This is a genomic window from Schaalia sp. lx-100 (genome assembly GCF_021083625.1).
Classification (GTDB): Bacteria; Actinomycetota; Actinomycetes; order Actinomycetales; family Actinomycetaceae; genus Pauljensenia.
In genome coordinates this window covers 174,432-198,271 of the sequence record NZ_JAJNRP010000006.1, presented here as the reverse complement: position 1 = coordinate 198,271, position 23,840 = coordinate 174,432, and the positions used below count along the sequence as shown (strand labels likewise).

The 23,840-nt window shown below is 49.6% G+C and carries 17 protein-coding genes; 2 read left to right on the top strand and 15 right to left on the bottom strand.

Annotation, left to right across the window (positions count from 1 at the left end; translation table 11 throughout):
* Window positions 1-830: 830 nt before the first annotated feature.
* On the top strand, window positions 831-2,294 hold the full coding sequence (locus tag LRP54_RS05930) for an alanine/glycine:cation symporter family protein (RefSeq protein WP_231235355.1): 1,464 nt from the start codon (window positions 831-833) through the stop codon (window positions 2,292-2,294).
* A gap of 178 nt (window positions 2,295-2,472) precedes the next feature.
* Here the strand turns inward: LRP54_RS05930 and LRP54_RS05925 are convergent, their stop codons facing one another.
* The 15 genes from LRP54_RS05925 to LRP54_RS05855 form a co-directional block, all read right to left on the bottom strand.
* Window positions 2,473-2,661: a hypothetical protein gene (locus tag LRP54_RS05925; RefSeq protein WP_231235354.1), complete on the bottom strand. Its 189-nt coding sequence runs from the start codon at window positions 2,659-2,661 to the stop codon at window positions 2,473-2,475.
* A 694-nt stretch (window positions 2,662-3,355) separates the two neighbouring features.
* The gene (locus LRP54_RS05920; protein WP_231235353.1) at window positions 3,356-4,984 is read right to left on the bottom strand and encodes an alcohol dehydrogenase catalytic domain-containing protein; all 1,629 of its coding nucleotides are present in this window, start codon (window positions 4,982-4,984) and stop codon (window positions 3,356-3,358) included.
* A gap of 51 nt (window positions 4,985-5,035) precedes the next feature.
* Window positions 5,036-6,052 carry an SDR family NAD(P)-dependent oxidoreductase gene (locus tag LRP54_RS05915; protein WP_231235352.1) on the bottom strand — a complete coding sequence of 339 codons (1,017 nt, stop codon included), beginning with the start codon at window positions 6,050-6,052 and terminating at the stop codon, window positions 5,036-5,038.
* A 168-nt stretch (window positions 6,053-6,220) separates the two neighbouring features.
* Window positions 6,221-7,525 carry a PHP domain-containing protein gene (locus tag LRP54_RS05910; RefSeq protein WP_231235351.1) on the bottom strand — a complete coding sequence of 435 codons (1,305 nt, stop codon included), beginning with the start codon at window positions 7,523-7,525 and terminating at the stop codon, window positions 6,221-6,223.
* A 150-nt stretch (window positions 7,526-7,675) separates the two neighbouring features.
* Window positions 7,676-10,126, bottom strand: coding sequence for an alpha-ketoacid dehydrogenase subunit alpha/beta (locus tag LRP54_RS05905; RefSeq protein WP_231235350.1), 2,451 nt, complete (start codon window positions 10,124-10,126; stop codon window positions 7,676-7,678).
* A gap of 33 nt (window positions 10,127-10,159) precedes the next feature.
* A complete protein-coding gene (gene lpdA, locus LRP54_RS05900; RefSeq protein WP_231206042.1) occupies window positions 10,160-11,527 on the bottom strand; it encodes a dihydrolipoyl dehydrogenase in 1,368 nt (455 codons plus the stop codon).
* A 31-nt stretch (window positions 11,528-11,558) separates the two neighbouring features.
* Window positions 11,559-12,905 carry a dihydrolipoamide acetyltransferase family protein gene (locus tag LRP54_RS05895; RefSeq protein ID WP_231235349.1) on the bottom strand — a complete coding sequence of 449 codons (1,347 nt, stop codon included), beginning with the start codon at window positions 12,903-12,905 and terminating at the stop codon, window positions 11,559-11,561.
* A gap of 12 nt (window positions 12,906-12,917) precedes the next feature.
* Entirely contained in the window at window positions 12,918-13,664 is a 747-nt protein-coding gene (locus LRP54_RS05890) for a DeoR/GlpR family DNA-binding transcription regulator (RefSeq protein WP_231206046.1), read from the bottom strand.
* Window positions 13,665-13,930: 266 nt separating this feature from the next.
* Complete coding sequence (locus LRP54_RS05885) at window positions 13,931-14,362, bottom strand: RbsD/FucU family protein (protein ID WP_231235348.1); 432 nt, start codon at window positions 14,360-14,362, stop codon at window positions 13,931-13,933.
* A 20-nt stretch (window positions 14,363-14,382) separates the two neighbouring features.
* Complete coding sequence (locus tag LRP54_RS05880; protein ID WP_231206050.1) at window positions 14,383-15,375, bottom strand: LacI family DNA-binding transcriptional regulator; 993 nt, start codon at window positions 15,373-15,375, stop codon at window positions 14,383-14,385.
* On the bottom strand, window positions 15,356-16,762 hold the full coding sequence (locus LRP54_RS05875) for a rhamnulokinase (protein ID WP_231235347.1): 1,407 nt from the start codon (window positions 16,760-16,762) through the stop codon (window positions 15,356-15,358). Before LRP54_RS05875 ends, LRP54_RS05880 begins: the two co-directional genes overlap by 20 nt.
* A gap of 320 nt (window positions 16,763-17,082) precedes the next feature.
* Window positions 17,083-18,843, bottom strand: coding sequence for an L-fucose isomerase (locus tag LRP54_RS05870; RefSeq protein WP_231235346.1), 1,761 nt, complete (start codon window positions 18,841-18,843; stop codon window positions 17,083-17,085).
* Between the two features lie 114 nt (window positions 18,844-18,957).
* Complete coding sequence (locus tag LRP54_RS05865) at window positions 18,958-19,962, bottom strand: ABC transporter substrate-binding protein (RefSeq protein WP_231206056.1); 1,005 nt, start codon at window positions 19,960-19,962, stop codon at window positions 18,958-18,960.
* Between the two features lie 84 nt (window positions 19,963-20,046).
* The gene (locus LRP54_RS05860) at window positions 20,047-21,051 is read right to left on the bottom strand and encodes an ABC transporter permease (RefSeq protein ID WP_231206058.1); all 1,005 of its coding nucleotides are present in this window, start codon (window positions 21,049-21,051) and stop codon (window positions 20,047-20,049) included.
* Window positions 21,048-22,565 carry a sugar ABC transporter ATP-binding protein gene (locus tag LRP54_RS05855; protein WP_231206060.1) on the bottom strand — a complete coding sequence of 506 codons (1,518 nt, stop codon included), beginning with the start codon at window positions 22,563-22,565 and terminating at the stop codon, window positions 21,048-21,050. Before LRP54_RS05855 ends, LRP54_RS05860 begins: the two co-directional genes overlap by 4 nt.
* 507 nt (window positions 22,566-23,072) lie before the next feature.
* On the opposite strand from LRP54_RS05855, the gene deoD reads away from it, so the two are divergent.
* Entirely contained in the window at window positions 23,073-23,801 is a 729-nt protein-coding gene (gene deoD, locus LRP54_RS05850) for a purine-nucleoside phosphorylase (RefSeq protein WP_231235345.1), read from the top strand.
* Window positions 23,802-23,840 lie beyond the last annotated feature (39 nt).

Here is a 23,840-nt window from a genome sequence, read left to right as displayed (position 1 = left end):
AAAACCCCGCAGCACCAAGGCCAGGCACACCACCCAACAAAACCCACCACAACCGGCAAACCCCATCAGGCGACAAACAAAAACAATACCCACCCCACCACGCACACGTCAAACCAAAATTTGCGACGCTCGTCACCCCTAAAAAGAAGAACTTCTGAACTAAATTTTCATTCCCCTACAAACACAGAATTTTCTCAATGTACCACTCATAAAAGGATGCTAAAAAAGTTACCCACGCCTCACAAAAATTTAGGCCTACTCCACCAAAATCTTCCTCACCACTTAACGCAGGCCACACTATTTCATTACATCTCTCCTAGGAATTCCAGCAAAAAGAGAATAAAAATCTTTCCAACGGCACAGGGCACAGGGCACAGGGCACAGGGCACAGCCTCACATAGATTTGATTGACTTCACGCACTTCATGCAAAAGTCCACAAAACCGCAAAGAAACTCGAACTTAATAGGACAGATAACATCCCAATTCTGCTGCTTTGAGAAAACTTCCCTACGTCCTAGTGGACACAGCACAAAAGATGCCCTATTTACCCACTCCCAATAGTCAGCCAACTTACATACCTCCCCTCACCCTCTACGGAATCACGACCCCATGCACAGTAAGGCACACTGAAGCGCTTGCCCGGCCATCATCTGCGGCAACACAACCCCATACGTAACAACCCACACCGCAGATCCGCACGCCACAGCCAACACATACGAAAATTACAATAAAAGATGATGATTGCTTTACAATTTCTCTAGCTTTACACCGCTGCTTAGGCACGCGAAGTATCTGAACAGTAAAAACATCGACAAAACAAAGGTGCATTATGCTTTCGCTTTCACCTGAAAACACGACATTTTTCCAAACAATCGCTGGAAAAATCAACGACCTCATTGGTGAAATCAACGGTTACCTTTACACCTATATATTGGTAGCCCTCTTGATTGGTACAGGCCTCTACTTCTTCATTCGTTCACGCGCACTCCCCCTGCGCCTTTTCATAGAATCCATACGAGTAGTCGCCGAACGACCCGAACGCAGCGGCGAGCTCTCTTCTTTCCATGCCCTCATGGTCTCAACCGCCTCGCGAGTTGGCGTTGGCAACATTACAGGTGTCGCATCAGCAATCGCGCTCGGTGGACCCGGGGCGGTCTTCTGGATGTGGGTCATCGCCACCCTTGGCGGAGCAAGCGCTTTCGTTGAATCAACACTGGCGCAGATCTACAAAAAACGAGGTAAAACCGCTGACGATCATTCAATCGGTGGACCGGCCTACTATATTGAAAGCGCCCTTAAAAAACGCTGGCTCGCAATCACTTTTGCCGTCGCCCTCATTACAACCTACATGGGTGGCTTCAACCTCTTAGCTTCATTCAATGTCGCAGAAGCTTTCACAGCCTACGACTGGTACACCCCCGAACTCACCCCTTACATCATCGGCGGCGTTCTTGCTGTCGCAATGGCAGTATCAATTTTCGGAGGCAGTAAACGACTCACAACCGTTACAAGCCTGCTGGTCCCCGTTATGGCAACCATTTACATCATCGTTGCTTTATTCGTCATCATCGTGAACTGGCGGAATGTCCCGCACATGTTCTCAACCATCTTTTCCAACGCATTTGATTTCCCAGCGATCTTTGGCGGCTTCACAGGTTCGGCAATGATGCTTGGTATTAAACGAGGGCTCTACTCTAACGAAGCAGGTGTGGGTTCCGCTCCAAACGCAGCAGCCTCAGCTTCGGTTTCGCACCCTGTTAAACAGGGACTTGTGCAGATGCTCTCTGTCTTTATTGACACCATGATTATCTGCACCCTTACAGCCTTCTTGATTCTGTCATCCGGTATTCAAGGGGGAGAAGATTTGAAAGGCGGACCGCTGGTTATTCAGTCAATGGAAACTGCCCTACACCAATTTGCGCTCCCGTTCACCACAATTGCGTTGGTACTTTTCGCTTTCACCACAATCATTGGGAACTTCTACTATGCCGAAGTAAACCTACGTTTCCTTACCCGTGCACATGGAACACCGCAATGGCTTTTGCAGGCTTTCCGAGCTTTCGCTGTTGTACTCGTCTTTGCAGGCGCGCTATTGGATTTCTCCCTCGCGTGGAATATCGGGGACCTACTCATGGGATGCATGGCATTAATTAACCTTCCCGTTATTTTGTTACTCGGATCTAAAGCTTTGGCATGTGCTAAAGACTACGAAGAACAAAAACGTGCAGGAGTGAATCCTCAATTTGTTGCCTCTCGCATCGGAATTACCGAAAAACTCGACTATTGGCAATAAGCCATTGAAATAGTTTGAACCGTGCCGCCTCGTACACATATTACGTATGAGGCGGCACGGTTCTATATAGAGGACGCTAGATCAAGGTCATTGGAGCACAGATAATCATGTTGCGGTGATTGTGCTCTGTTATGAGGAAATTGTCGCTCCGAAATCATTACACGTCATGATGAATGAATTACTCATTTTCTTTCTGTGCAGGGGCATCAGAGGAGAATCGCCTTTGTTGTTTATTCGCCCGATAGAAGTAAAAAATCAGTGCCCCAACACCAATGATGACAGCGAAAATCAGAATCCATATCAAGAGATTCGAAATCAGATATTCACCAAAAGGCACCTGAAGGAAAGATTTTAAAGGATGCAGCATACGATCAGCTCCCTAAACCATAAATGCTAGCTTGATTCCCATGAGTTTCGACCCTAAAACCGACAGTGGTGCTGTAGTAACCGCCGGCAGAGTATGTTCCCAAACATTCCACAATATTTGGGCTTATTCGCTTTGTTCTCAAATCATTGATACTTCCAATAGCCCTGTGCCAAGGATCCGAAAAAGAATCAATTTGAGAACCATCAGCATATCTACTTATGTTCATTACGCTGTCTTCAGATTCCAATTTTGAAGTAAAAAGAATCCTCGGCATGCGCTTCATTGTTTTCCTCCATCGGAAACAAATACAAAATAAATGCTCAGGCAACGCATGCCACCAAAGCGTAAGGCAAAGCCCTAGAAAACAACTGCGGAGCCGCGCTCAACGCATCACGATCAGACTAAGCGTTTTCCTTACACACGTCAAGCAAAATTTCAAAATATGAGCAAAATGGGTAAATTTTTACCCGTGCTAGGAGCAGCGAAAACAAAGATGCCCAAAACAAAAACAAAAAAACTTTGCTTCGCATACCCTACAAAACTTCGCTTCCCTACCAGCAGCAACACATTTTGACCTACAATCTTCCCCCCATCTTTGTGCCCCTGAAAACTCAAAACACGTCGGGGGTGCGCCGAAACGCACCCCCGAAACGCTCTGAGAACCACAAGCAATACCGCTCAGGTCAGAAAAAAGTCACAGTGACGACTCCACCGCTTCAGAACTAGCCGTCGCAAGTAAAGCTTCTTCTGCTTCCTTTGTCCACAAACCATCCTTCAGCAATGCAGCAACCTGCGGCAAAGTATCAGCAAGCTCAGATAACGGAGTCAGCCCCAAATCATGCAAAGACGGGAAAACCATGATTTTACCGCCAGAAGTCCGGTTCATCACCGCATGAATCGCGTCAGAAAAACCAGCCATACCCGTCACCGCATACAGTGAAATAGTCGTGTCAATAATGCCGTCCTCGATTTTACGCAACACAGTACGCATATCTGACACATCTGAACCTGACGTACCCAGCATGAAAATGTGGCGCTCAATAATGCCCTGCAAATCAAAATCACCAAATGTGCCCGCGGGAATACCGGCAAAAGCATTGATAATAGCGCCCTGAGCTGCCAAATCTACCGCTTGAGATACCAAAGCCGGAACAGGAACCATACAGCTCAGATGAGTGTACCCCGCCTGTAAAGGCGTTACCCCTGTATTAATGACTTCCAACGGCACCCCACGCGAAGCTGCCACCGGTCCAACAACCGCACGCAAGCCCTCTAAACGCTCATCCGACACATCTGTACCGGCAACACTAATCCCTGATACTCCAGAAGTCACCGCACGCATCGTATGCATCTGACCCATAGGACCAGCAGCACCAATAATTGCAACCCTATCGCCCTCACGCAGCTCACCTGTTGCAGGAATCCATGCATACCCATTGCGCGGATCATCACCGGTTGTCCCACAAAAACGTATGAAGTCATAGTGGACACGACCAATATCCAGACTCACCTTACGGTCGATCTGCGTCCCTCTAAGAACCACACACATGACAGCGCGAGTCCCCAGCAACAATGACAAAGCCTCAATCACATCCGCATTCGCACCAAAATACACGATGTCATCGAAAGTCTGATCGGCCAGCCCCAATGCTTCAGCCTCAGAAACGGAGACAATTTCCGCAGGAACATGCTCTGCCACAAGTCCAGAAATATCGCCCTGACCCACCACAAGCAAACGACCATCATCAGCAACATGATTGCGTTCACGCCAAGCATATGAACCTTCCACTGTTGCCCAAGGTTCAATCAAACCTACTGCAGCAGCCGATGGACCTTCTGATACATGAATCAGGAATTCTTCACCCGAAGGTGAAACCACACAGCGCTCATCAAGAACCACATATTCTTGCAAAGCACCCTCAAAGTTATAACCGAAAGCCCCATTCGACTTCGCAGTACGCAGATGCTTCCAGTCAGCCTGGACAAGCACGCGATCCCCCACCTTGAAGTGCGTAACCTGATCGCCTACCTCCACAATTCGACCCACCGGCTCATGACCGGGCACTGTTGGAAGCGACGAAGGCTTATAACCTGGGATTTCCTTCAAAGCCTGCGGATCAATACCTGAAATTACTTCCGCTTTCCGTGGGTGTGTATCAAAAGCATGAAGCAGCTTCGTATCAGAGAAACAAATACCGCATGCCTCCACTTTCAGCATCATCTGATGCGGACCTACCGCGTCCACAGGTTTCTCAGTATTCACAATAAAATCATCAGCACCGACAATCTGAATCGCATACTGACTTTCAGGGTACGTTGTCATTAGAAAATCTCCTCAAAACATGAAATGAAAGTTCTGACCTGCTGCATGCTCCTAATTCAGCATGACCTGCCCACCTGTCACAGGCACAGCTTGCCCAGTCTCATAAGCCTGCTCCACGATGTAATAGATTGCCCGCAACACATCAATACCAGTCGCCCCTCGGCGCATCGGTACCTTCGATTCATAGAACTCTTTCACATCAGCAACTGTGCGCGCCCCCGGAACCTTACCGGAATTCAAATACTGAACAAACAGACCCTTTTCCGGATCAGACCACAAAGGCCCATCATAGAAATTCCCAGGGCAAATCGCATTAACTTTCACGCCATATTCCACAAGCTCCAACGCGAAAGATTGAACCAGCCCGATACCACCAAATTTGGACCCAGCATAGGCGGCATTCTTATTCGACCCAGCTAAACCTGACTTTGAATTGATTTGGATAATGTCAGTCAACCAGGTAGGTGCTGTTGAATGTTGACGCGCAAGTAAAGCACCCAAATGCTTCGTTACAAGGAAAAAGGCCACATAGTTAATATCCGTTGACAGGCGGAAAGCTGAAGCATCCTGTTCCAACACAGAACCGGCACGAACAATACCCGCATTCGATACCACAAGGTCAAGCCCCCCTGTGACACTTTCAATTTCCTGAACCATTGCTGCGACAGAATCTTCATCTGCCACATTCACTGTGATCGGATGTGTCGCATGTGCCCCCAGTTCCGCAGATTTTGCGGCAGCACCTTCACCATTCAAATCAGCGATATAGACAAAACAGCCCTGATTGACAAGGCCCTGTGCGATCTCAGCTCCAAAACCCTGCGCCCCGCCGGTCACCAAAGCAACACGACCAGTAATCTCACGTTCACCACGCGAAAGAGCCGTCACCTCATACGCAGTTTCCCCATATGAAACTACAACAGGTAATTCAACACCCGCTAAAACATGCGAAGCCTGCGAAAAATCATCTGGAATAGTAAGGCCCGCAGGCGCATCTGTGGGACGCACAATAACCGGACGGCCAAGCGCCTCTAAAAATAAGCCACGAATTTCAGGTGCGTGAGTCATTATTTTCCTTTCATCATTGACGAGGTATAACTCAAGTCGTTATATTTTCTTTCCTATGCGTTCAGCGTATCCAAGCCGATCAAACTCATATCTTTCACAACCACGCCAGACCCATATGTGCGATATCTGTTGCTTTGACACCAATCGTCATGTCGTATCAGCACACCATCACGACACTGCTGTTGCACGCTGAGCAAGATCAGATGCCTGCGCACCCTCTGCATAAGCGCGGCCAAGCGGAGCATACTGACGAATACGTTCAGCTAGACGGTTAGGTGTCAGACGCTGCGTTCCCAACAAGGTCAAATCAGGGTCTACGCTCGCAAGAGCTTCATGAGCAACCAACGCCCAGGTTGCCTCATTCAGATCAGCAAATTCCGGACGACGAAGTTCAGGACAGTTAAATGACTGACGCGGCTGATTAATATCTACTCCGGAAATTTCAAGCATCCCGTAACGTAACGCCAGCTCATGCACTCGTCGTAACTGTTCAGACGTATTTCGCGGAGGCATGTAGGTGATCGCTCGCAACCCGCGGTCAGCGGCAGCTTCCACCAGTTCATCAAGGAATTCATCCTCAAATTTTTCTGCTTTCTTATCACCCGTCGGAGAGGCAGACACATCACCTAAATACGCATATGTCGCAATGGCGCCGATCGAATCAGCAAAAGCAACCACTTCTTCCGTTGTCAAACATTCTGTTGTCGGCTGAATGTATATGCGTTCCAAATACGAGGATTTCAGCACACCAAGGAGGTCATACATCACATGAGGATTTGCTTCATCACCAAGCAAACCACCAAGCGAAGCAGGAATTACCACTCCCATCTCTTTCAAGCCTCTGACTAAAGATTCACCTTTACCAAATCCACGAATCAGAGCAGACGCCATAGCAGAAAGCAGATGACGCTCAGTAATCCCCCCGCCAGTTGCATACTGACTTATATCCACCATGTCAGTTTGAGGATCGAAAGGTTCCAAACCTAAACTTTCAAGGATGTCATTCGCAGCCTGAGCCATCGTAAGGGTACGTTCCAAGCGAGCGCTGCGTTGAGGAGCTAACCACTCAGCTACACGATGCCGCGCATGAGAAGGAACACCCTGCACCGTCATATATGCGATACCCGCAGAATCAGGGTTATTTAGCTTACGCGAAGCAAAAGGACCATTCGGATCAAAAAAGGCACGACATTCAAAACCCGTGACGGAGCCCATGCCAAGAATTCTGGTGGCCTCAGACATTTCAGATGCTGCCGCAATAGAATCGTGGTCCACTGAACCAACCACACGCAAACCGGCTCTGCGAGCACCTAAAGCAGCTCCCGTGGGAGTGTAAGGACTGAACGAGTAGCAGGTGTGAATATGGTTATTGGACTCTGGAACCCACTGTGGGAATACTTCCGTCGCAGCAACCTCTCGTAAAGCGTCGAGACGTTGTTGGGGGGCAAGAGCAGGATCGTTTGTTGGTTCCATTGGTTAAGCCTTCCACAGGGAAAACAGGTACCGGCATTGAAATTGAATAGGAGAAGGAGGGGAGTCTGGCTGTGTCACTTTTACTATGACAGCGGCACAGCCAGACTAGGGTAATCACACGAAAGAGGACTATTTCAGCCCTAGTAAGGGTTAGATACCCAGTCGGTTGCGACGAGCGAGTTCACCTTCAGTTTGGTTCGTTGAAGGAACATGCCCCGGCAAAGGAACGATACGCTCATGAATCGCATCGATCATCCATTCAGGCTGAGGGAAGAAATAAGATTCCAGCTCAGGTCCGGGTGTGATGCCGTTACGTGAACCCACAACAGTCACAGGAGCATCCAAAGCGTCGAAAGCTAAAGATTGAACATTCGTTGCGACTGTGTGCAAGAAATTACCACGTTCAACCGCGTCAGAGGACAAAAGCAAACGCCCTGTCTTTTTCACAGAAGCAATCAGTTTGTCATAATTCAGTGGAGCGATAAAACGCAAATCAATTACTTCAGCGCTCATTCCGTACTTCTCTTGCAAGATATCAGCTGCTTCGAGGGCACGGTACACGGTTGCACCGATTGTTGCGATCGTAATATCGCTGCCTTCGCGCCGGATAGCGGGTTCGCCTTCAGGTGTTTCGTAGTATCCGGTCGGTACACCTTCCGGCTCAAATTCTTCACCCTTGTCATACAGCAGCTGACTTTCAAAGAAGACCACGGGATCTGTTCCGCGCAAAGCAAGGTTCAGCATACCCTTCGCGTCAGTTGGAGTGGTGGGGAAGAATACTTTCAGACCTGGAATGTGTGCTGTTAAAGCAGTCCAGTCCTGCGAGTGCTGCGCACCGTACTTGTTACCTACCGAAACGCGCAGTACCAGCGGCATCTTCAGCAAACCAGCTGACATTGATTGCCACTTCGCCATCTGGTTGAATACTTCATCACCTGCACGACCAAGGAAGTCGCAGTACATGAGTTCAACAACCGCACGTCCACCAGCCATTGCGTAGCCCACACCTGCACCAACGATGGAAGCTTCCGCAATCGGTGAGTTAAAGAGACGACGGTACGGGAGGGCTTCGGTCAGTCCACGGTACACAGCAAATGCGCCACCCCAGTCACGGTTTTCTTCACCCCAAGCAGCCATTGTGGGATCAATGGAGAAACGGTGAACCAGTGACTCAAATAATGCGTCACGGAACTGGAACATCTTCATCTTCGACACCGGTTTGCCATTGTCGTCAACAGCCTTACGGATCTTCTTTTCGAGGGCTTTGACACGTGGATTGTCAGTCAAGTCAATCTCGGCTTCGCCTTCGTCCATTGCTTCAACAGGAGTGTTGGAGAACATGACTGTTTCGATGTAGCCATCGGCAACACGCGGGCAATTTTCCTCATCAGTTGCCAGTTTGAGGACCTTCACCAGTTTCTCGGTGAAAGCTGCTGTGTAGTCATCAATATCTGATTGCGTGGTCAGACCATGTGAAATCAGAAGATCAGAATAGGAAGCGATACAATCGACTTCTTCCCACAGGGCAACTTCGTCACGTACACGGTAGCTTGAGGCATCTGAAGGAGAGTGACCTGAGAAACGGTAGGTCAGCGTATCCATAAGGACAGGTCCGCGGCCTTCTTCGAGGATCTTCTTCTTGCGTGTCACAGCATCCGCAACTGCAAGCGGGTTAATACCGTCTACACGTTCCGCGTGCATTGCTTCAGGGTTCAGGCCGGCGCCTACACGTGCGAGGACTTCATAGCCCATTGTTTCACCGAAGGTTTGCCCACCCATACCGTAGAAGTTATTGAAGAAGTTGAACAGGATCGGCGGGTAGCCACCGTCCTCCTCACGCCACAATGTAGAGAACTGATCCATCGTGGCAAAGTTCATTGCTTCCCATACAGGACCACACGCCATTGCCGCGTCACCAATATTTGACACCACAATGCCTGGTTTACGGTTAATGCGCTTGTACAAGGCAGCACCGTTAGCGACAGGAGCTGAACCGCCCACAATTGCGTTATTCGGGTATGAACCAAAGGGCAGGAAGAATGTATGCATTGATCCGCCAAGGCCTCGGTTAAAGCCTGATTTACGAGCGAAGATTTCTGCGAGCGCACCAAAAAGGATGAAGTTTTCAGTCAGTTCTTTCGTATGTGCGAAATCAATTTTTTCAGCAAAGGACAGTGTTTCTCCGTCAAGGAACTCTTTCATGATTTTTTCAAGAGAGGCATCATCGATCTGACGCATAGCGGAGTAGCATTTAGCCAAAATTTCACCGTGGGAGCGGTGAGAGCCAAATAATTGGTCGTCGGGGCTAAGAACAAAAGACTGGCCCACGTATGCGGCTTCTTGTCCGATACCAAGGTGCGCCGGGCCTTTGTGATCGTAGGCGACGCCTTCCCATTCGCCGGTCTTTTTAATGGAATCAAGCATTGATTCAAATGTGCGAATGACAATCATGTCGTGCAGCATGCGCACAAGCCCGTCTTGACCGTAGCGATTCACTTCGGTTTCAAGGTTAAATTCGTAGGAATTCAAAGGGATTTCAGGCAAGTTCAAAGTACCACGTGCACGTACTTTTGCAGGATCAACAATAAGTGTTTTCGTCATTTTTCTTTCCTTCAGTGGAAATGGGTTTATATTTCAGAGACTGACAGCCCACGCAGCTTCACGAATGACTTCGCTGACCGTTGGATGTGGGAATACGACTTGTCGTAAGTCTTCGACGGTCAGTTCCATTTCAAGAATCGCTTGCGCACCCCAAATCATTTCAGCAGCGTATGCGCCAAGGACATGAACGCCGAGAACCTGATGTGTGCGAGGATCAACAACAATTTTTGCGGATCCTGGCGCGCGGAAACCATTTTCAGCAATAAAACGGCCTGACATCTGTGCAGGAACTTTTCCGATAAGGACGTCGCGTCCTTCTTTCTGCGCTTGTGACTGGGTAAGTCCCACACCGGCAGCTTCAGGCAAGCAGTACACGGCCCACGGAACTGTATGCCAACGCATCACTTCACCACGACGATGAGCTTGCGGATCAAGAATATTTGCCGCTGCGATTTCACCCATCCGATATGCCGCATGAGCAAGTAAGGAGCGTCCTGTCACATCACCGATGGCCCATACATTTGGCAGATTCGTGCGCATACGGTCATCGACAACAATGCCACGGTTTATTTCAAGTCCGCTCTCTTGCGCGCCCCATCCTTGTGTTGCAGGTCGTCGCCCCACCGCCATGAGGATGACATCTGCTTCAATAACTTTTTTCTCGCCGTCTTTAGAGTAGGTAACCGCAGCCCCGTCTAGACTTTCAACTCGGCATCCTAATTCAAAGGTAATGCCCGACATTGCGCCTCGTAATTGAGCGGCCATGTCATTATCCATGAAAGGCAGGATTTCCGGAGCCATTTCAATTACGGTTACTTCACTGCCAAGTGTGGAAAAAAGTGAAGCAAATTCCACACCAATGACACCGCCACCAATGACAGCAAGGCGTTTAGGAACCTCATCTAGCGAAAGGATTCCTGTAGAGTCCACGACCGCTGGATTATTTTCTACGCCAGGCAGTGGCGGTATAACAGGAACTGAACCCGTTGCCAAAATGACGTGCTCTGCTGTATAGGTCGTACCTTCTGCGCTCACACGACCGGGCCCGTCGAAATGTCCGCGCGCGTGAATAACGGTGACACCTGCTTTACGTTCAGCGGCTCCGACACCACCAACAAGACCTGCAACTACCTGTTCTTTCCAGGCTTGCATACGCGCCCAGTCGAAGGTCACGCCTGTTACGTCTACACCGAATTGGCTGGCTTCTTTAGCGTGGATGTAATTTTTTGCCCCATTGAGGAGGGTTTTTGTTGGAATACATCCCACATTTAAGCAGGTTCCTCCAAGAGCTGTTTCTTCAATAAGAAGAACTTTCTTCCCTGCATGTCCAAGGCGCTCAGCAGCAAGATATCCACCCGGACCGCCGCCTAGAACAATGACATCGAAGTGAGTCTCAGTCATCTGTGTTTTCTCCTGTGTGTTGTATCAGGCGTCAGGCCAGAACCGTGACGTCAATGTTTTCAATCGCGGCCACGAGGTCACGGAGGAATCGAGCGGCATCTGCACCGTCGATCACTTGATGGTCAGCTGTAAGCGAGAATCCGATACGTTGTTCAACACCAATTGAGCCATCTGCTTTCACGTTCGGGCGAGGCGTAATCGCTGCCACACCAAGAATCGCTGTTTGAGGGCGATTAATAATCGGTGTGAAAGTTTCAACTCCGAAGCTACCAAGGTTCGACACTGTAAATGTTCCACCACCAAGTAGTTCAGGGTTGATATTTCCTGCGATAGCTTCTGAGGCAAGCTGCTTAGAGGCTGCTGAGAACTGTTTCAGTGTCATTGTGTCTGCGTAGCGCACAACAGGAACCAAAAGGCCACGAGGAGTATCCGCAGCAAAACCAAGGTGCACATTCTCGAATGTGGTGAATACGCCATTATCGAGGTGTGAGTTAAAGGTTGGGTACTTCGTCAAGGTACGTACAAGGGCATAACCTACGAGGTCTCCAATGGTGATACCGTTCAAGCCGAGGCTTTCATCGGAATTCTTGAGCTTCTTACGCATAGCCAACAGTCCAGCAGCATTCGCAGTAACGGTGTAGGACAGTTGAGCTGTTTCATTCAGGGAAGCCATCATTCGTTCCGCAACAACTTTGCGGATTCCCTTCAGCGGAGCAGAGGTGGAAGCCCCGGGGAATTCACGTGTTTCACTTGGAGCAGCAGTAACAAAGGATTCTTGTGCGGGCGCGTTATTCAGATCTGCTGTGGTGACTCGTCCACCGATACCAGTTCCTTGTGCTGCCTGGCCGCCTTGAGCGCGCGCAGATGAAGTGAGTGTCGGATGCTCGGCAACGTGGGCCTGAATGTCGCGTTCGATGATTCGCCCATGAGGACCTGAGCCTTGTGTCAAGGTGGCGGTGTCCACTGCATATTGTTCAGCGAGGACACGTGCGCGAGGTGAGACAGCACCATCATTCACACCGGTGGTGTACGTTGGGGCTGCCGGGGCCTGCGTTTGAGGGGTGTCAACTGTTTTATCTGATGGGGCTGCTGTTTCTTCTGAGGCTGCACCTGCTGGCATCAGTGAAGTGATGTCTTCACCTGCTTCACCGACTATCAAGATTGGGTCTTTGACAGGGACCTCGTCACCTTCTTGCGCAAGAATCGCTAGGACAGTTCCAGCTTCTGTGCTGGGAACATCCATCGTTGCTTTATCGGTTTCAATGGAACAGAGAGTCTGGTCAACTGCGATTGTGTCACCAACTGCGACCTCCCACGACATAATGATGCAGGATTCGACGGAGTTACCCAGTTGGGGCATCACCACGATGGACGCCATATTATTTTCCTCCTAAACGATGCGCATATGAGTACGCGCTGATAATTCTTCCCTAGGGTCTACAGCTAGTTCATCATCGGTGATGATTCCACTGATCTGATCGATCCCCATGAAACTCACAAAACCAGCTCGTCCATATTTAGACGAGTCTGCAAGCAGCCATGTCTGTTCAGCGCGTTCACGCATCAGCGAACCAACTTGTCCGCCTTCGACTAGCTGTGTTGTTAAACCTCGGTCGATACTAAAACCGTCCGTCCCTAAAAAGGCGATACGTGCGTTGAAAGCGTTAATAGATCTTTCAGCAACCGGGCCTACCAGGGATTCTGATTCTGGTCTGTATTGCCCGCCTGTCAGCGTTAATGTGAAATGCGGATTTGAGCGGGCGTTAGCGAAAACAAGAACCGAGTTCGTAACGATTTGTACACCACGCAGCCCAGAAAGATGTTTAACGATCAGAGAACAAGTCGTTCCCGCCTCGATCATAATGCGGTCATCGTCGCGTACCATTGCGGCCGCGGCCGCGGCAATACGTTCTTTTTGTTCAACACGATCAGTTTGTCGTAATCGGATATTGCGATATGTGGTAGGTCGTGCGCCACCGTGAGTTCTAACAAGGTAGCCAAGTTTTTCTAGTTCTGACAGTGCTGCTCGTACTGTCACAGGTGAAACTCCAAGGTCTTCTGACAGCGTGGTGACACTGACTTCTCCGTCGGCGGCAAGGCGATCCAATATAGTCGCATGACGTTCTTGTTTATTCATATGCCACCTCCTTGTGCACACGAGAAAAACATTTACGTTTTATATCGTTTTATCTTTCGCTCTACCTAAGAATAGATAATAAAACGAAAGTGCGCAAGCCCACTCTCTGACATATTTTCATCCTATTTCACCTGAAAATAAGGTAAAAATCTGAAAAATATATTCCACAACAAACGAACTATAATGAAAAAACGAAATAGCGCCGTACTGCACCTAATGTCATAACCTCAACGCGATGCAGAACAGCGCTATTCCTCATAACAAAATCATTCTCCTGGGTGACGAACCCCCACTGTTAACAATAAATTCGCATACAAACGCTGATCGCCTGTTGCCACAATGATGCCAACATCTTGACTACGAGCCGCATCATAGAAAGCAAAACGCGCAATCTCACCAAACTCCACATCAGGCAAAGCCTCACGGTACTGCGCGTGAGCTGGAATTTCAATCGGATCCTGATCCGCCTCTGGAACCATGATCTCCGCTTTTTCAATTGGAATCGTCTGTTTCAAAACCTCAAGAACCTGCGAAACCGTTAACATTCCAGGAGCAAGATTCAAACTCACCAACTCACAATTCGGATTCACACCCGTCGTGTGAGGATAATTCCCATCCGCCAACAAAATCTTTGACCCATGCCCCGCTGCAGCTAAAGCACGTAAAAACTGCGGGTGAGTCATCGGACCATACAGCATTTCTATACCCTTTCAATCATTTATTTTCGTACAGAACTCGAACGAATAACCAATTCTGGTTCCAAAGAAATATCCTGCGGAGGACTTCCATCCAACATTTGACGTATCTGACGGACAGCACTGCCACCCACACGATCAAAAGGCTGACGAATCGTTGTCAAAGGAGGGAAAAAACACTCCGACCCATCCATATCATCGAAGCCAACCACTCGAATATCATTCGGAATTGACACACCGCGCTCTTGTAAAGCACACATCGCGCCCATCGCCAACTGATCGTTACTGCAAGCCAATGCTGACGGCAAATCAAGAACCGAAAGCATCGCATCATAGCCCTCACGGGCATTCCACGAGTCACTGGATACAATGCGCCCTTCAATCCCCCACTCTTGGCAGGCCTCATCAAAACCCTGACGACGTTTAAGGGCATCACTCCAAGAACGTGGACCTTCCAAATAAAGAATGTCCCTCTCGCCTTGATGTAACAAGTGTTTCGTTGCCAGATAGGAGCCTTTCACGTTATCAACGATGACAGTACCAACACCATCAAGCCCTTGTTCCGACGAAAGCAAAAGCACCGTCGGAACAGACTTCCCACATCGTAAAGCCATATCGACCGTCGGTTCTTGACCACCTAAAATCACCACGCCATCCACATCAAAAGGCGCAATTTCATGAGGATCCCGATTACCCTGACCCCACGCATTAGAAACAGACACGTGAAAACCCGCAGCCGCTGCCGCATTCATTACTGACAAAAGCACTCGCGCATGCCCATGAAACATCGGCGCAGCTAAAGTCACATGCAAAACACCCGTTCGTTTACTCACAAGCGAACGAGCCGCATAATTAGGACGATAACCGACCTCATGCAATACAGCCTGAATACGCTTACGGGTAGATTCAGCTACTTCCGGATCATCACGCACCACGCGAGAAACCGTATTCACCGACACACCGGCAATACGGGCAACATCCGCTTGAGAAACGCGTTTAGAGCTGAGCTGGTTCATGTACATGCGTCTTTGCTGTTTTTGCGATAACTGCAGGGCGAAGTGCCGGATCAAGATGTCCCAGAATCTCTAACTGGGCCAGCAAAGAACCAAGGATAGAAGCTTCAACAGGTCCGGCAACCACTCTGACCTGAGCAGCTTGAGCGGTTAAATCGCACAACAAATGGTTACGCGAACCTCCGCCTACCACATTCAACTGCTGCGGCCTATAGCCTGTGATCTGCGCAAGATCATCAATCCCTCGCGCATAACGCGCAGCAAAAGATTCAATAACGAGACGCACATATTCAGCTTCGGATGCAGGTTGAGTAGCACCACGGTCAGCAAGGTACCTATTCACTTTTTCAACCATTTCACCCTGTTCGGCAAAATACGGTTCATCAGGATCAATAAGGACATCCGGTGAAGGACACTCACGAGCAGCCGCAACCAACTCATCAATATCCGTTGGATTTCCTTCACGCTCCCATTGACGTTGCAGCTCCTGCAGGATCCACATCCCCGTAATGTTGAATAAGGGACGCACACCCCCGTCTGTCCGTGATTCATTCGTTAAACCTAATTGGAAAGCCTCAGGTGAAGTCAGTGCGTGATCTTCCATAGCACCAAGCACCGACCATGAACCGCACGACAGCCACCAAGCATCCACGCCCTCGTCAATCGGAAGCGCATGAACTGCGCACGCCGTATCGTGCGCACCACCACGTACAACGGTCAGCTGTTCTAATCCAGGGACGCGACACTGGCCTACCACCGTTAAATCATCATTCAGTTCCCCCACCCAGTGACGCGGCACACCTAATCGCGCAAAAACTTCATCTGACCAGCGTGGCGACCCAGGTTCACATAATCCTGAGGAGGAACAAATAGAACGCGACCATCCTTGAATACCGGATAGCTTCCATGCGAAATAATCTGGCAGTAAAAGAACCTTATCTATACGATCAACAAGTTCAGGTTCTTCAATTGTGAGTGCCACAAGCTGATTCGCTGTATTAATCGTTGCAGGTGCAATACCTGTGAGAGTGAAAAACTCACGGTCATTTAGACGAGCACGAAATTCTTCATGTGTTCGCACCGTCCGCTCATCACGATACGCATGTGGAGTTCCTACAGGCTGACCCTGACGATCAAGTGGAACAAAATCCACACCCCACGTGTCAACAGAAACCGACTGGGCATCTGGAAATTGTTGAATAGCTAATGTGAGTCCATGAACCGTTTCGTTCCACAGTGACTCAAGATCCCACAACAGTGCCCCATTGACTCGTTGTGCTTCATGATAAAAACGATGGATATGAGTAACTTCAATACGCCCATCTTTGAACGTACCGGCTAACACGCGCCCAGAGGAAGATCCAAGATCAACTGCAAGAACCGTAGTCATTTTTTCTCCGATTGTCGAATTCACCTCAAAGAAAAACCGCCCCGCACGCTTCGTATGGCCCTGCCATTTCGTTGCGTGTTCCATTTGTACTGTGAGAAGCACATGAAGTGTACGAACTTATTGTTTTGCTATTTCGCTTCAGAGCTTCAGTGTCGTTAAATGTGCGCGAGAAGGATCTTCATGTGGCGTTAGATATGTCAGTGGCATGTTCCAGTTATCTGCAAAAAGCAGCAGCGCTATTACAGATATGTCAGTGAACTACACGAGTGGCCTAGGGCTTATGTGACCCTAGGCCACTTTTCGTAGCTTATTGTGGAAACTTATCGGTAGAGCGGACCGAAAGATTCACATGCGCGGTAGTCGGCACTTTCAAGATCTGCGGTGCCGTACAGTGACCATGCCTTTGGACGGAAAATACGTTCTTCCGGCACATTGTGCATATTCACAGGAATACGCAACATTGAGGCCAAGGTGATGAGTTGCCCACCAATATGTCCATAGCTGATGGCACCGTGGTTTGCACCCCAGTTGTTCATCACATCGTAAACGCTTGCAAAAGCGCCTTCACCTGTCAGATTTGGAACAAACCAGGTGGTTGGCCATGCGCGGTCGGTGCGGTTTTCGATGATTGTCGATACCTCATCAGGAAGCTCTACTGTCCAGCCTTCAGCAATCTGAATAACCGGCTTACCGGCAACCAGGTTGATGCGGCACATGGTCACAGGCATTTCACCTGAAGTGCGGAAGTGCGTGGAGAAACCTCCACCAGGGAAGTATTCATACGTGGCCGGATGGAATGTGGTGGCATCCAAAGCAGCCTGCTGGTCTTCATCTGTCATTTCCCACCAAGGCTTAATGACATGCTCACCGTCACGTACAGAACGTCCAGCACCGTCAAGCGTTGTTGAACCTGAGTTGCGTAGATCAAGTAGGCCAACAGCTGCACGGCCTTCGGGTTTCCAGCCGGTAATACGTTCAATGGATTCTGGGCTCCAGTATGTACGCACGTCAGAGAAGATCTGAGGCGTGTTGGTCAGTAAGTGACCAAAGAGCATGGAAGCACCGTTCAGTGAGTCATTCTCTGTGGCAAGAATGCATGGCTGACGCTTTCCGGTCCAGTCAAAGTTAGTGTTCAGCAGGGTTTCTAAAACATCGCCATTGGGGAAATGGTCAGTCCATTGGCGTTGTCCTTGGAAACCAGCGGCAAGAGCACCGTGCCCTTGCGCTTCTTCGCCCCAGCCAGCTTCAGCGAGCTTGGGGTTACCGCGCATGAGGTCACGACCGATGAGGGTCATCTTGGTGACGAACTTCCACCATTCTTCGTGGAGTTCAGGATGACGATTGTGCTCGGGGTTGAAGTCTTCACCTTGTGTCAGGTTTTCACGAATCCACTTGTATGCGACTTCGTATTCTTCTTCGTCGTAGATTTTTTCGTCGATACGGCGGGTAAATTCCGTCATGTCGATGTATTCGTTGCGCATACCCAGGTAGGGGCCAAAGAATTCATCTTTTACAACGGATCCTGCGATACCCATAGAGACGGCACCCATTGAAAGGTAGGATTCACCTTTCATTTGTGCAACGGCAAGTCCAGCGGTTGCGTAGTCAAGGAGTCGTCCTCGTACATCTGCTGGAATGGTTTCGTCGTCGCAGTCTTGAACTTCTTTTCCGTAGATACCGAAGGCTGGGATTCCCAGTTGTGCGTGTCCGGCCAGAGCAGCAGCAAGGTAGACAGCGCCAGGACGTTCAGTGCCATTAAATCCCCAGATTGCGTGAGGCATATTGGCGTCCATGTCAACGGTTTCTGTTCCGTAGCACCAACATGGCGTGACGCTCAGTGTGAGCCCCACATTTTCACGACGGAATTTAGCGGCGCAATTTTGTGCTTCAACAACGCCACCAATTGTAGTGTCAGCAATGACAACTTCAACAGGTTCACCATCGATGTAGCGAAGATTTTCAGTAAAAAGTTTAGCGACGCGCTGTGCCATTGCCATTGTCTGGTCTTCAAGGCTTTCGCGTACTCCGCGACGTCGACCGTCAATAGTGGGGCGGATACCGATACGGGGGTGCTGAGTCATATCCCTTTATTCCTTTATGTGTTTCTGGAGGGGTGAGTTCCCCCTCGGATCCTTATGTGTGGGTGTGGAGTAGGGCGAGCAGATTGCTCGCACTCGCCCTACTCCGCTTGTACGTCACTCGTACAGGTTCGCTTTGATCTTTGAATCGTCGATGTTGGACTTGTCGTACCAAGCGAAGCCGGAGTCGATAACCTTTTCAAGCTTCTCGCCCTTGATAGCGGCGATTGCAGCCTTCACGGTTTCGTAACCGATACGCACAGGAGCCTGTGTAACAGCGCCTGCCTGTGTGCCAGCTTTGATAGCTTCAATCTGAGTCTTGCCGGAGTCGAAACCAACAACTGACAGACCAGCTTTACCAACTTCATTTGCACCCTGAATAGCACCGGTTGCAGCAGCTTCGTTGGAGCCGTAGATGCCTACGATGTCGTTATTTGCCTGGATAATGGACTTGGTTGTGTTCGCAGCCAGACCAACTTCACCGGCATATTGTGGTTCGAGGACCTTGACATTAGGAGCGTTCTTCTTCATGTAGTCCTGGAAGCCTGTGCAACGCTTCTTACCTGTCTCAGAGGTCTGGTCATGGCAGACTAAACCAACTGTGCCTTTACCGCCAATCAGTTCAACCATGTGCTTAGCGGCTTCTTGCGCAGCAGCGTAGTTATCTGTCTGGACTGTGGTCAATGGAATGTCGGAATCCACACCAGAGTCGAATGCGATAACCGGAATATTGGCAGCCTTGATCTTTTCCAGAACAGGCTGAGCTGCACCTGAGTCCAGAGCGGCGAAGCCGATAGCGGCAGGCTTAGCATCCAGAGCAGACTTGAGCATGTCAAGCTGCTGTGTCACTTGCTGTTCGTTTTCAGGACCGACAAATACAACCTTGTATCCGAATTCCTTGCCAGCCTGTTCAGCGCCTTCCTTCACTGCTTGCCAGAAGCGGTGCTGGAAGCCCTTTGACACGAGGTAAATGGTGTCGCCTCCTGCAGGAGCGGAAGCGGCTGATTGACCCGAGGCAGCAGCATTGCTAGCAGATTGGGCACCGCCATTTGAGCAGGCAGCCAAACCGAGGGCCAAGGTTCCCACCGCGGCAGCGGCAATAATACGTCCGATGGAGCGCATTGGTGTTCCTTTCGTGGTGATGACGAAGCGGGTGCTCCGCCACATCTGTGGATGGACACGTGAAGTGCCCGTGGTGTAAGGGACTCAGACCGAAGCGGCCCGTGCCCGACGGATATTGTCAACGAAGACTGCGAGAAGAACGACGATACCTGTGACGACGAGCTGCCATTCTGATGGCACACCCATCATGGTCAAGCCTTTCTTCAGAGTCTCCATGAGGAGGGCACCAATGACAGTGCCGAAAATCGAGGCGCGTCCACCGGCCAGCGAAGTACCGCCGATAACAACTGCCGCGATGACATTCAGTTCGAATCCGATACCTTCAGCAGGCTGAACGAATCCGAAACGTGCCGAGTACAAAATGGCTCCGAGAGCCATGAAGATACCTGCAACGGTGTAAATGAGGATCTTCCAGAAGCGAACATTGACACCGGAAAGGCGGGTTGCTTCTTCATTTGAGCCGATAGCGATTGAATAACGACCTAGAAGGGTTTTGTTCATCAAGAAAGCCGCAACGATAGCAGCAACAATGAAAATTAGGGCCGCGTTCGTGAAGCCGGGAATGAGTTCACCTGTTGAAAGGGCAATGTAGCCTGGGTTTTTAATGGAAATGGTTTGGGATCCTGACAAAACCAGTGATAAACCACGTGCCACCATCATCATAGCCAGTGTCGCAATGAACGGCGGTAGGCCAAGGAGTGACACATTCACACCATTAATGAAGCCCATACATGCGCCGACAAGAAGTGTGAGCACTAAGCCGACAACCAAAGGGAGACCAAATTTTCCTGCATCTTCGGAGAGGAAGAAGCCCGCAGAAACTGCTACGAAAGTCATACCTGTACCAACTGACAAGTCGATACCTGAGGTGGCAATGATGAAAGTAGCACCGAGAGCCATCACACCCATAAACGCTGCTTGAAGCAGGATATCCATGAAGATGCCAAATTGTGCGAAGTTGGGTGCCGCAAACATGAAGTACAGGTACACCACAACCAGAGCGAGCATCACGAAGATTAACTGCATCTGGGATTTAATGGCGGCGATCACAGGGTTTTGAGGGGCCGCCTTAGCTGCTGCCTTAGTCACGCGACTTCTCCATTCGCTTCAGTCTGGCCGACAGTGGCCAGTTCCATGATGTTTTCCTGAGTGGCTTCCTCATTGGTGAGGGTGCCGATAATGCGACCGTGAGCCATCACGGCAATTCGGTGCGAGAGACGAAGAACTTCCGGTAGTTCAGAGGAAATCACAATGATAGCTTTCCCTTGTGCCGCGAGTTCCTCTAAAAGTTCGTAGATTTCTTCTTTTGCGCCAACGTCAATACCGCGAGTCGGTTCATCGAAAATAAGAACTTCACTGTCACGGATCAACCACTTGGCGATAATGACTTTTTGCTGGTTACCACCGGACAAATTACGCAGAAGCTGATTGACCGATGGTGTACGAGTCCGCAATTTATCAACGTATTCTTCGGCTTCGCGAGCGATCTTACGTCCTTGCAGAACCGAAGCGACAGAGAAAGTCTCCATCGACGTTAATACTGAGTTGAATTTAATGTCTTGTTCCAAAAGAAGACCATAACGTTTGCGGTCTTCTGAAAGGTAACCAATACCTGCACGTACAGCATCACGCGCACTGTGGATAGAGGTTTTACGACCATTAATTTCAATGTCGCCGCTGACTCGATGGTCAGCTCCGAATACGCAACGCGCGACCTCTGTACGTCCAGCCCCCATCAGGCCAGCAAAACCAAAGATCTCGCCTTTGCGTACCTCAAAAGAAATGTCTTTCAAAAGTTTACGAGTGGATAAATCGCTCACACGAAGAACCACTTCATCACTCACTGGGGAAGTTTTCGGCCGAGCATCCGCAGGAACTTCACGTCCCACCATGAGCGAAATAACCTCACGCATTTCGGTTTCTTTGGTGTTGACAGTTCCAACATACTCACCGTCACGCAACACAGATACACGGTCTGTGATTTCTTCGATTTCCGGCATACGGTGAGAAATGTAAATAAGGCCTGTTTCAGGTGTAACGAAATTACGGATCAGTCCAAATAGGGTCTCTGTTTCACGTGTCGTCAAAGCAGCGGTTGGCTCATCCATCACAAGAATACGAGAATCAAATGACAGTGCTCGCGCAATTTCAACCATCTGTAAACGAGCCACCGGCAGGTCACGACAGTAGGCGGTGGGGTCGATATCCATGTTGAGCCTAGCAAAAAGCTCACGTGCAGATTTCACAAGTTTCGCATCACTGATAAACGAACCCGTATGTGACCCTGGGCGTCCAATGTAGAGGTTTTGGGCAACAGTGAGGTCAGGAATAATATTCAGTTCCTGATGGATAATGCTCAGGCCTAAGTCACGCGCATGATTGGGGTTTTGAACCTGAACTTGCTCTCCATTTAGCCAAATTTCACCCCCCGCATCGGCTGTGTAAATACCCGTGAGGATCTTCATGAGAGTCGATTTTCCTGCGCCATTTTCGCCGCAAAGCCCAAGGACTTCACCGGCACGAAGATTGATATTCACATTCGACAGCGCTTTGACCCCAGGGAAGGTCTTGGAGATCCCCTTTAGCTCAAGCAAGTTTGTCACTATCTCACCCCTTGATATACAAGGTACAGCCCTGTACCTACGTCCTCACAAAGTCATCGTTAGCGCTAACGAAATCGAGGCGCTATCGCTCCTTTGCGACTATGAGATAACCGTAGCGCATGTCAAAGCAACAGCCAAACTGAAGGAGCCAACTGTTGCGCAATCGTTATCTAAATCATAAATTTCCTCGCTTCGTCAAAGTGCCCAAAATGCCTGTTTTTCTGCGGTTTTCAAGGAAAAACATGCACTCACACAGAGCAAGACGACAGCAAAAATCTTCCTCAAAATTTCAACAGGAACAACAATCTTCACCTTCACTTACACAAAAAACTTCACCTGCACCCGCAGATTTTTTCACTCTTTTTCCGGTAACGTTCACATTCACAGCATTTCAAGACTTTTCAAGGATTCTCCCTACAGTCTTCCCCACAAAACACCATTGCATATGCAGCCTTCTGGCGAACACAGTAAGCTTCAACACAAAAACTATCCAGTAAACGAGGAACCATGCCCACACCACATATTCGCGCACATTCTGGCGACTTTGCCCCCGCAGTCCTCATGCCCGGCGACCCCAAACGCGCAGAACGAATTGCCACCCTCATCCTTGAAAACCCCCGACTCGTCACAGACATTCGAGGAATGCTTGGCTTCACTGGCACAGTAAACGGACAACCCCTGAGCATCATGGGGTCAGGAATGGGCCAACCTTCTGCTTCCATTTACGCCACAGAACTTTTTTCACACTACGACGTACAACGCATTATCCGCATCGGCACAGCAGGCGGCATTTCACCGAATGTCGCTGTCGGTGACGTCGTCATCGCCACAGGCGCACATACAGACTCTGCCATGAACCAGCTACGTATTCCCGGAGTCAATTTTTCCGCTGTCGCTGACTTCCACCTCGCTCAAGCCGCATGGGAAGAAAGTCAACGAGCCGCCGCGAACGGGCAGCTCGACGGTAAAGTACACGCCGGAACAATCATTTCCCGCGACCACTTCTACTTCACCCCTGAAGGACAAACAGAAAAACTCGCCGCACACGGTGTTCTTGCCGTTGAAATGGAAGCAGCAGCGCTCTACGGAATAGCAGCCCACCACGGCACACAAGCCCTAGCGATACTCACCGTATCCGACCATCTCCTCGATCACTCATCCGACATGAGCGCGCAGGAACGCGAAACACGTTTCCAATCAGCCCTGAAACTCGCAGTTGCAGCAGCTTTGTCATGAAATACTCATACCCAATACATTTGGCCTGCCCACGCATAT

Bases quoted from the DNA above. Each gene is read 5' to 3' on its own strand.
- LRP54_RS05930 (WP_231235355.1), top strand. From the start codon at position 831: ATGCTTTCGCTTTCACCTGAAAACACGACATTTTTCCAAACAATCGCT.
- LRP54_RS05925 (WP_231235354.1), bottom strand. From the start codon at position 2,661: ATGCTGCATCCTTTAAAATCTTTCCTTCAGGTGCCTTTTGGTGAATAT.
- LRP54_RS05920 (WP_231235353.1), bottom strand. From the start codon at position 4,984: ATGACAACGTACCCTGAAAGTCAGTATGCGATTCAGATTGTCGGTGCT.
- LRP54_RS05915 (WP_231235352.1), bottom strand. From the start codon at position 6,052: ATGACTCACGCACCTGAAATTCGTGGCTTATTTTTAGAGGCGCTTGGC.
- LRP54_RS05910 (WP_231235351.1), bottom strand. From the start codon at position 7,525: ATGGAACCAACAAACGATCCTGCTCTTGCCCCCCAACAACGTCTCGAC.
- LRP54_RS05905 (WP_231235350.1), bottom strand. From the start codon at position 10,126: ATGACGAAAACACTTATTGTTGATCCTGCAAAAGTACGTGCACGTGGT.
- lpdA (WP_231206042.1), bottom strand. From the start codon at position 11,527: ATGACTGAGACTCACTTCGATGTCATTGTTCTAGGCGGCGGTCCGGGT.
- LRP54_RS05895 (WP_231235349.1), bottom strand. From the start codon at position 12,905: ATGGCGTCCATCGTGGTGATGCCCCAACTGGGTAACTCCGTCGAATCC.
- LRP54_RS05890 (WP_231206046.1), bottom strand. From the start codon at position 13,664: ATGAATAAACAAGAACGTCATGCGACTATATTGGATCGCCTTGCCGCC.
- LRP54_RS05885 (WP_231235348.1), bottom strand. From the start codon at position 14,362: ATGCTGTATGGTCCGATGACTCACCCGCAGTTTTTACGTGCTTTAGCT.
- LRP54_RS05880 (WP_231206050.1), bottom strand. From the start codon at position 15,375: ATGAACCAGCTCAGCTCTAAACGCGTTTCTCAAGCGGATGTTGCCCGT.
- LRP54_RS05875 (WP_231235347.1), bottom strand. From the start codon at position 16,762: ATGACTACGGTTCTTGCAGTTGATCTTGGATCTTCCTCTGGGCGCGTG.
- LRP54_RS05870 (WP_231235346.1), bottom strand. From the start codon at position 18,843: ATGACTCAGCACCCCCGTATCGGTATCCGCCCCACTATTGACGGTCGA.
- LRP54_RS05865 (WP_231206056.1), bottom strand. From the start codon at position 19,962: ATGCGCTCCATCGGACGTATTATTGCCGCTGCCGCGGTGGGAACCTTG.
- deoD (WP_231235345.1), top strand. From the start codon at position 23,073: ATGCCCACACCACATATTCGCGCACATTCTGGCGACTTTGCCCCCGCA.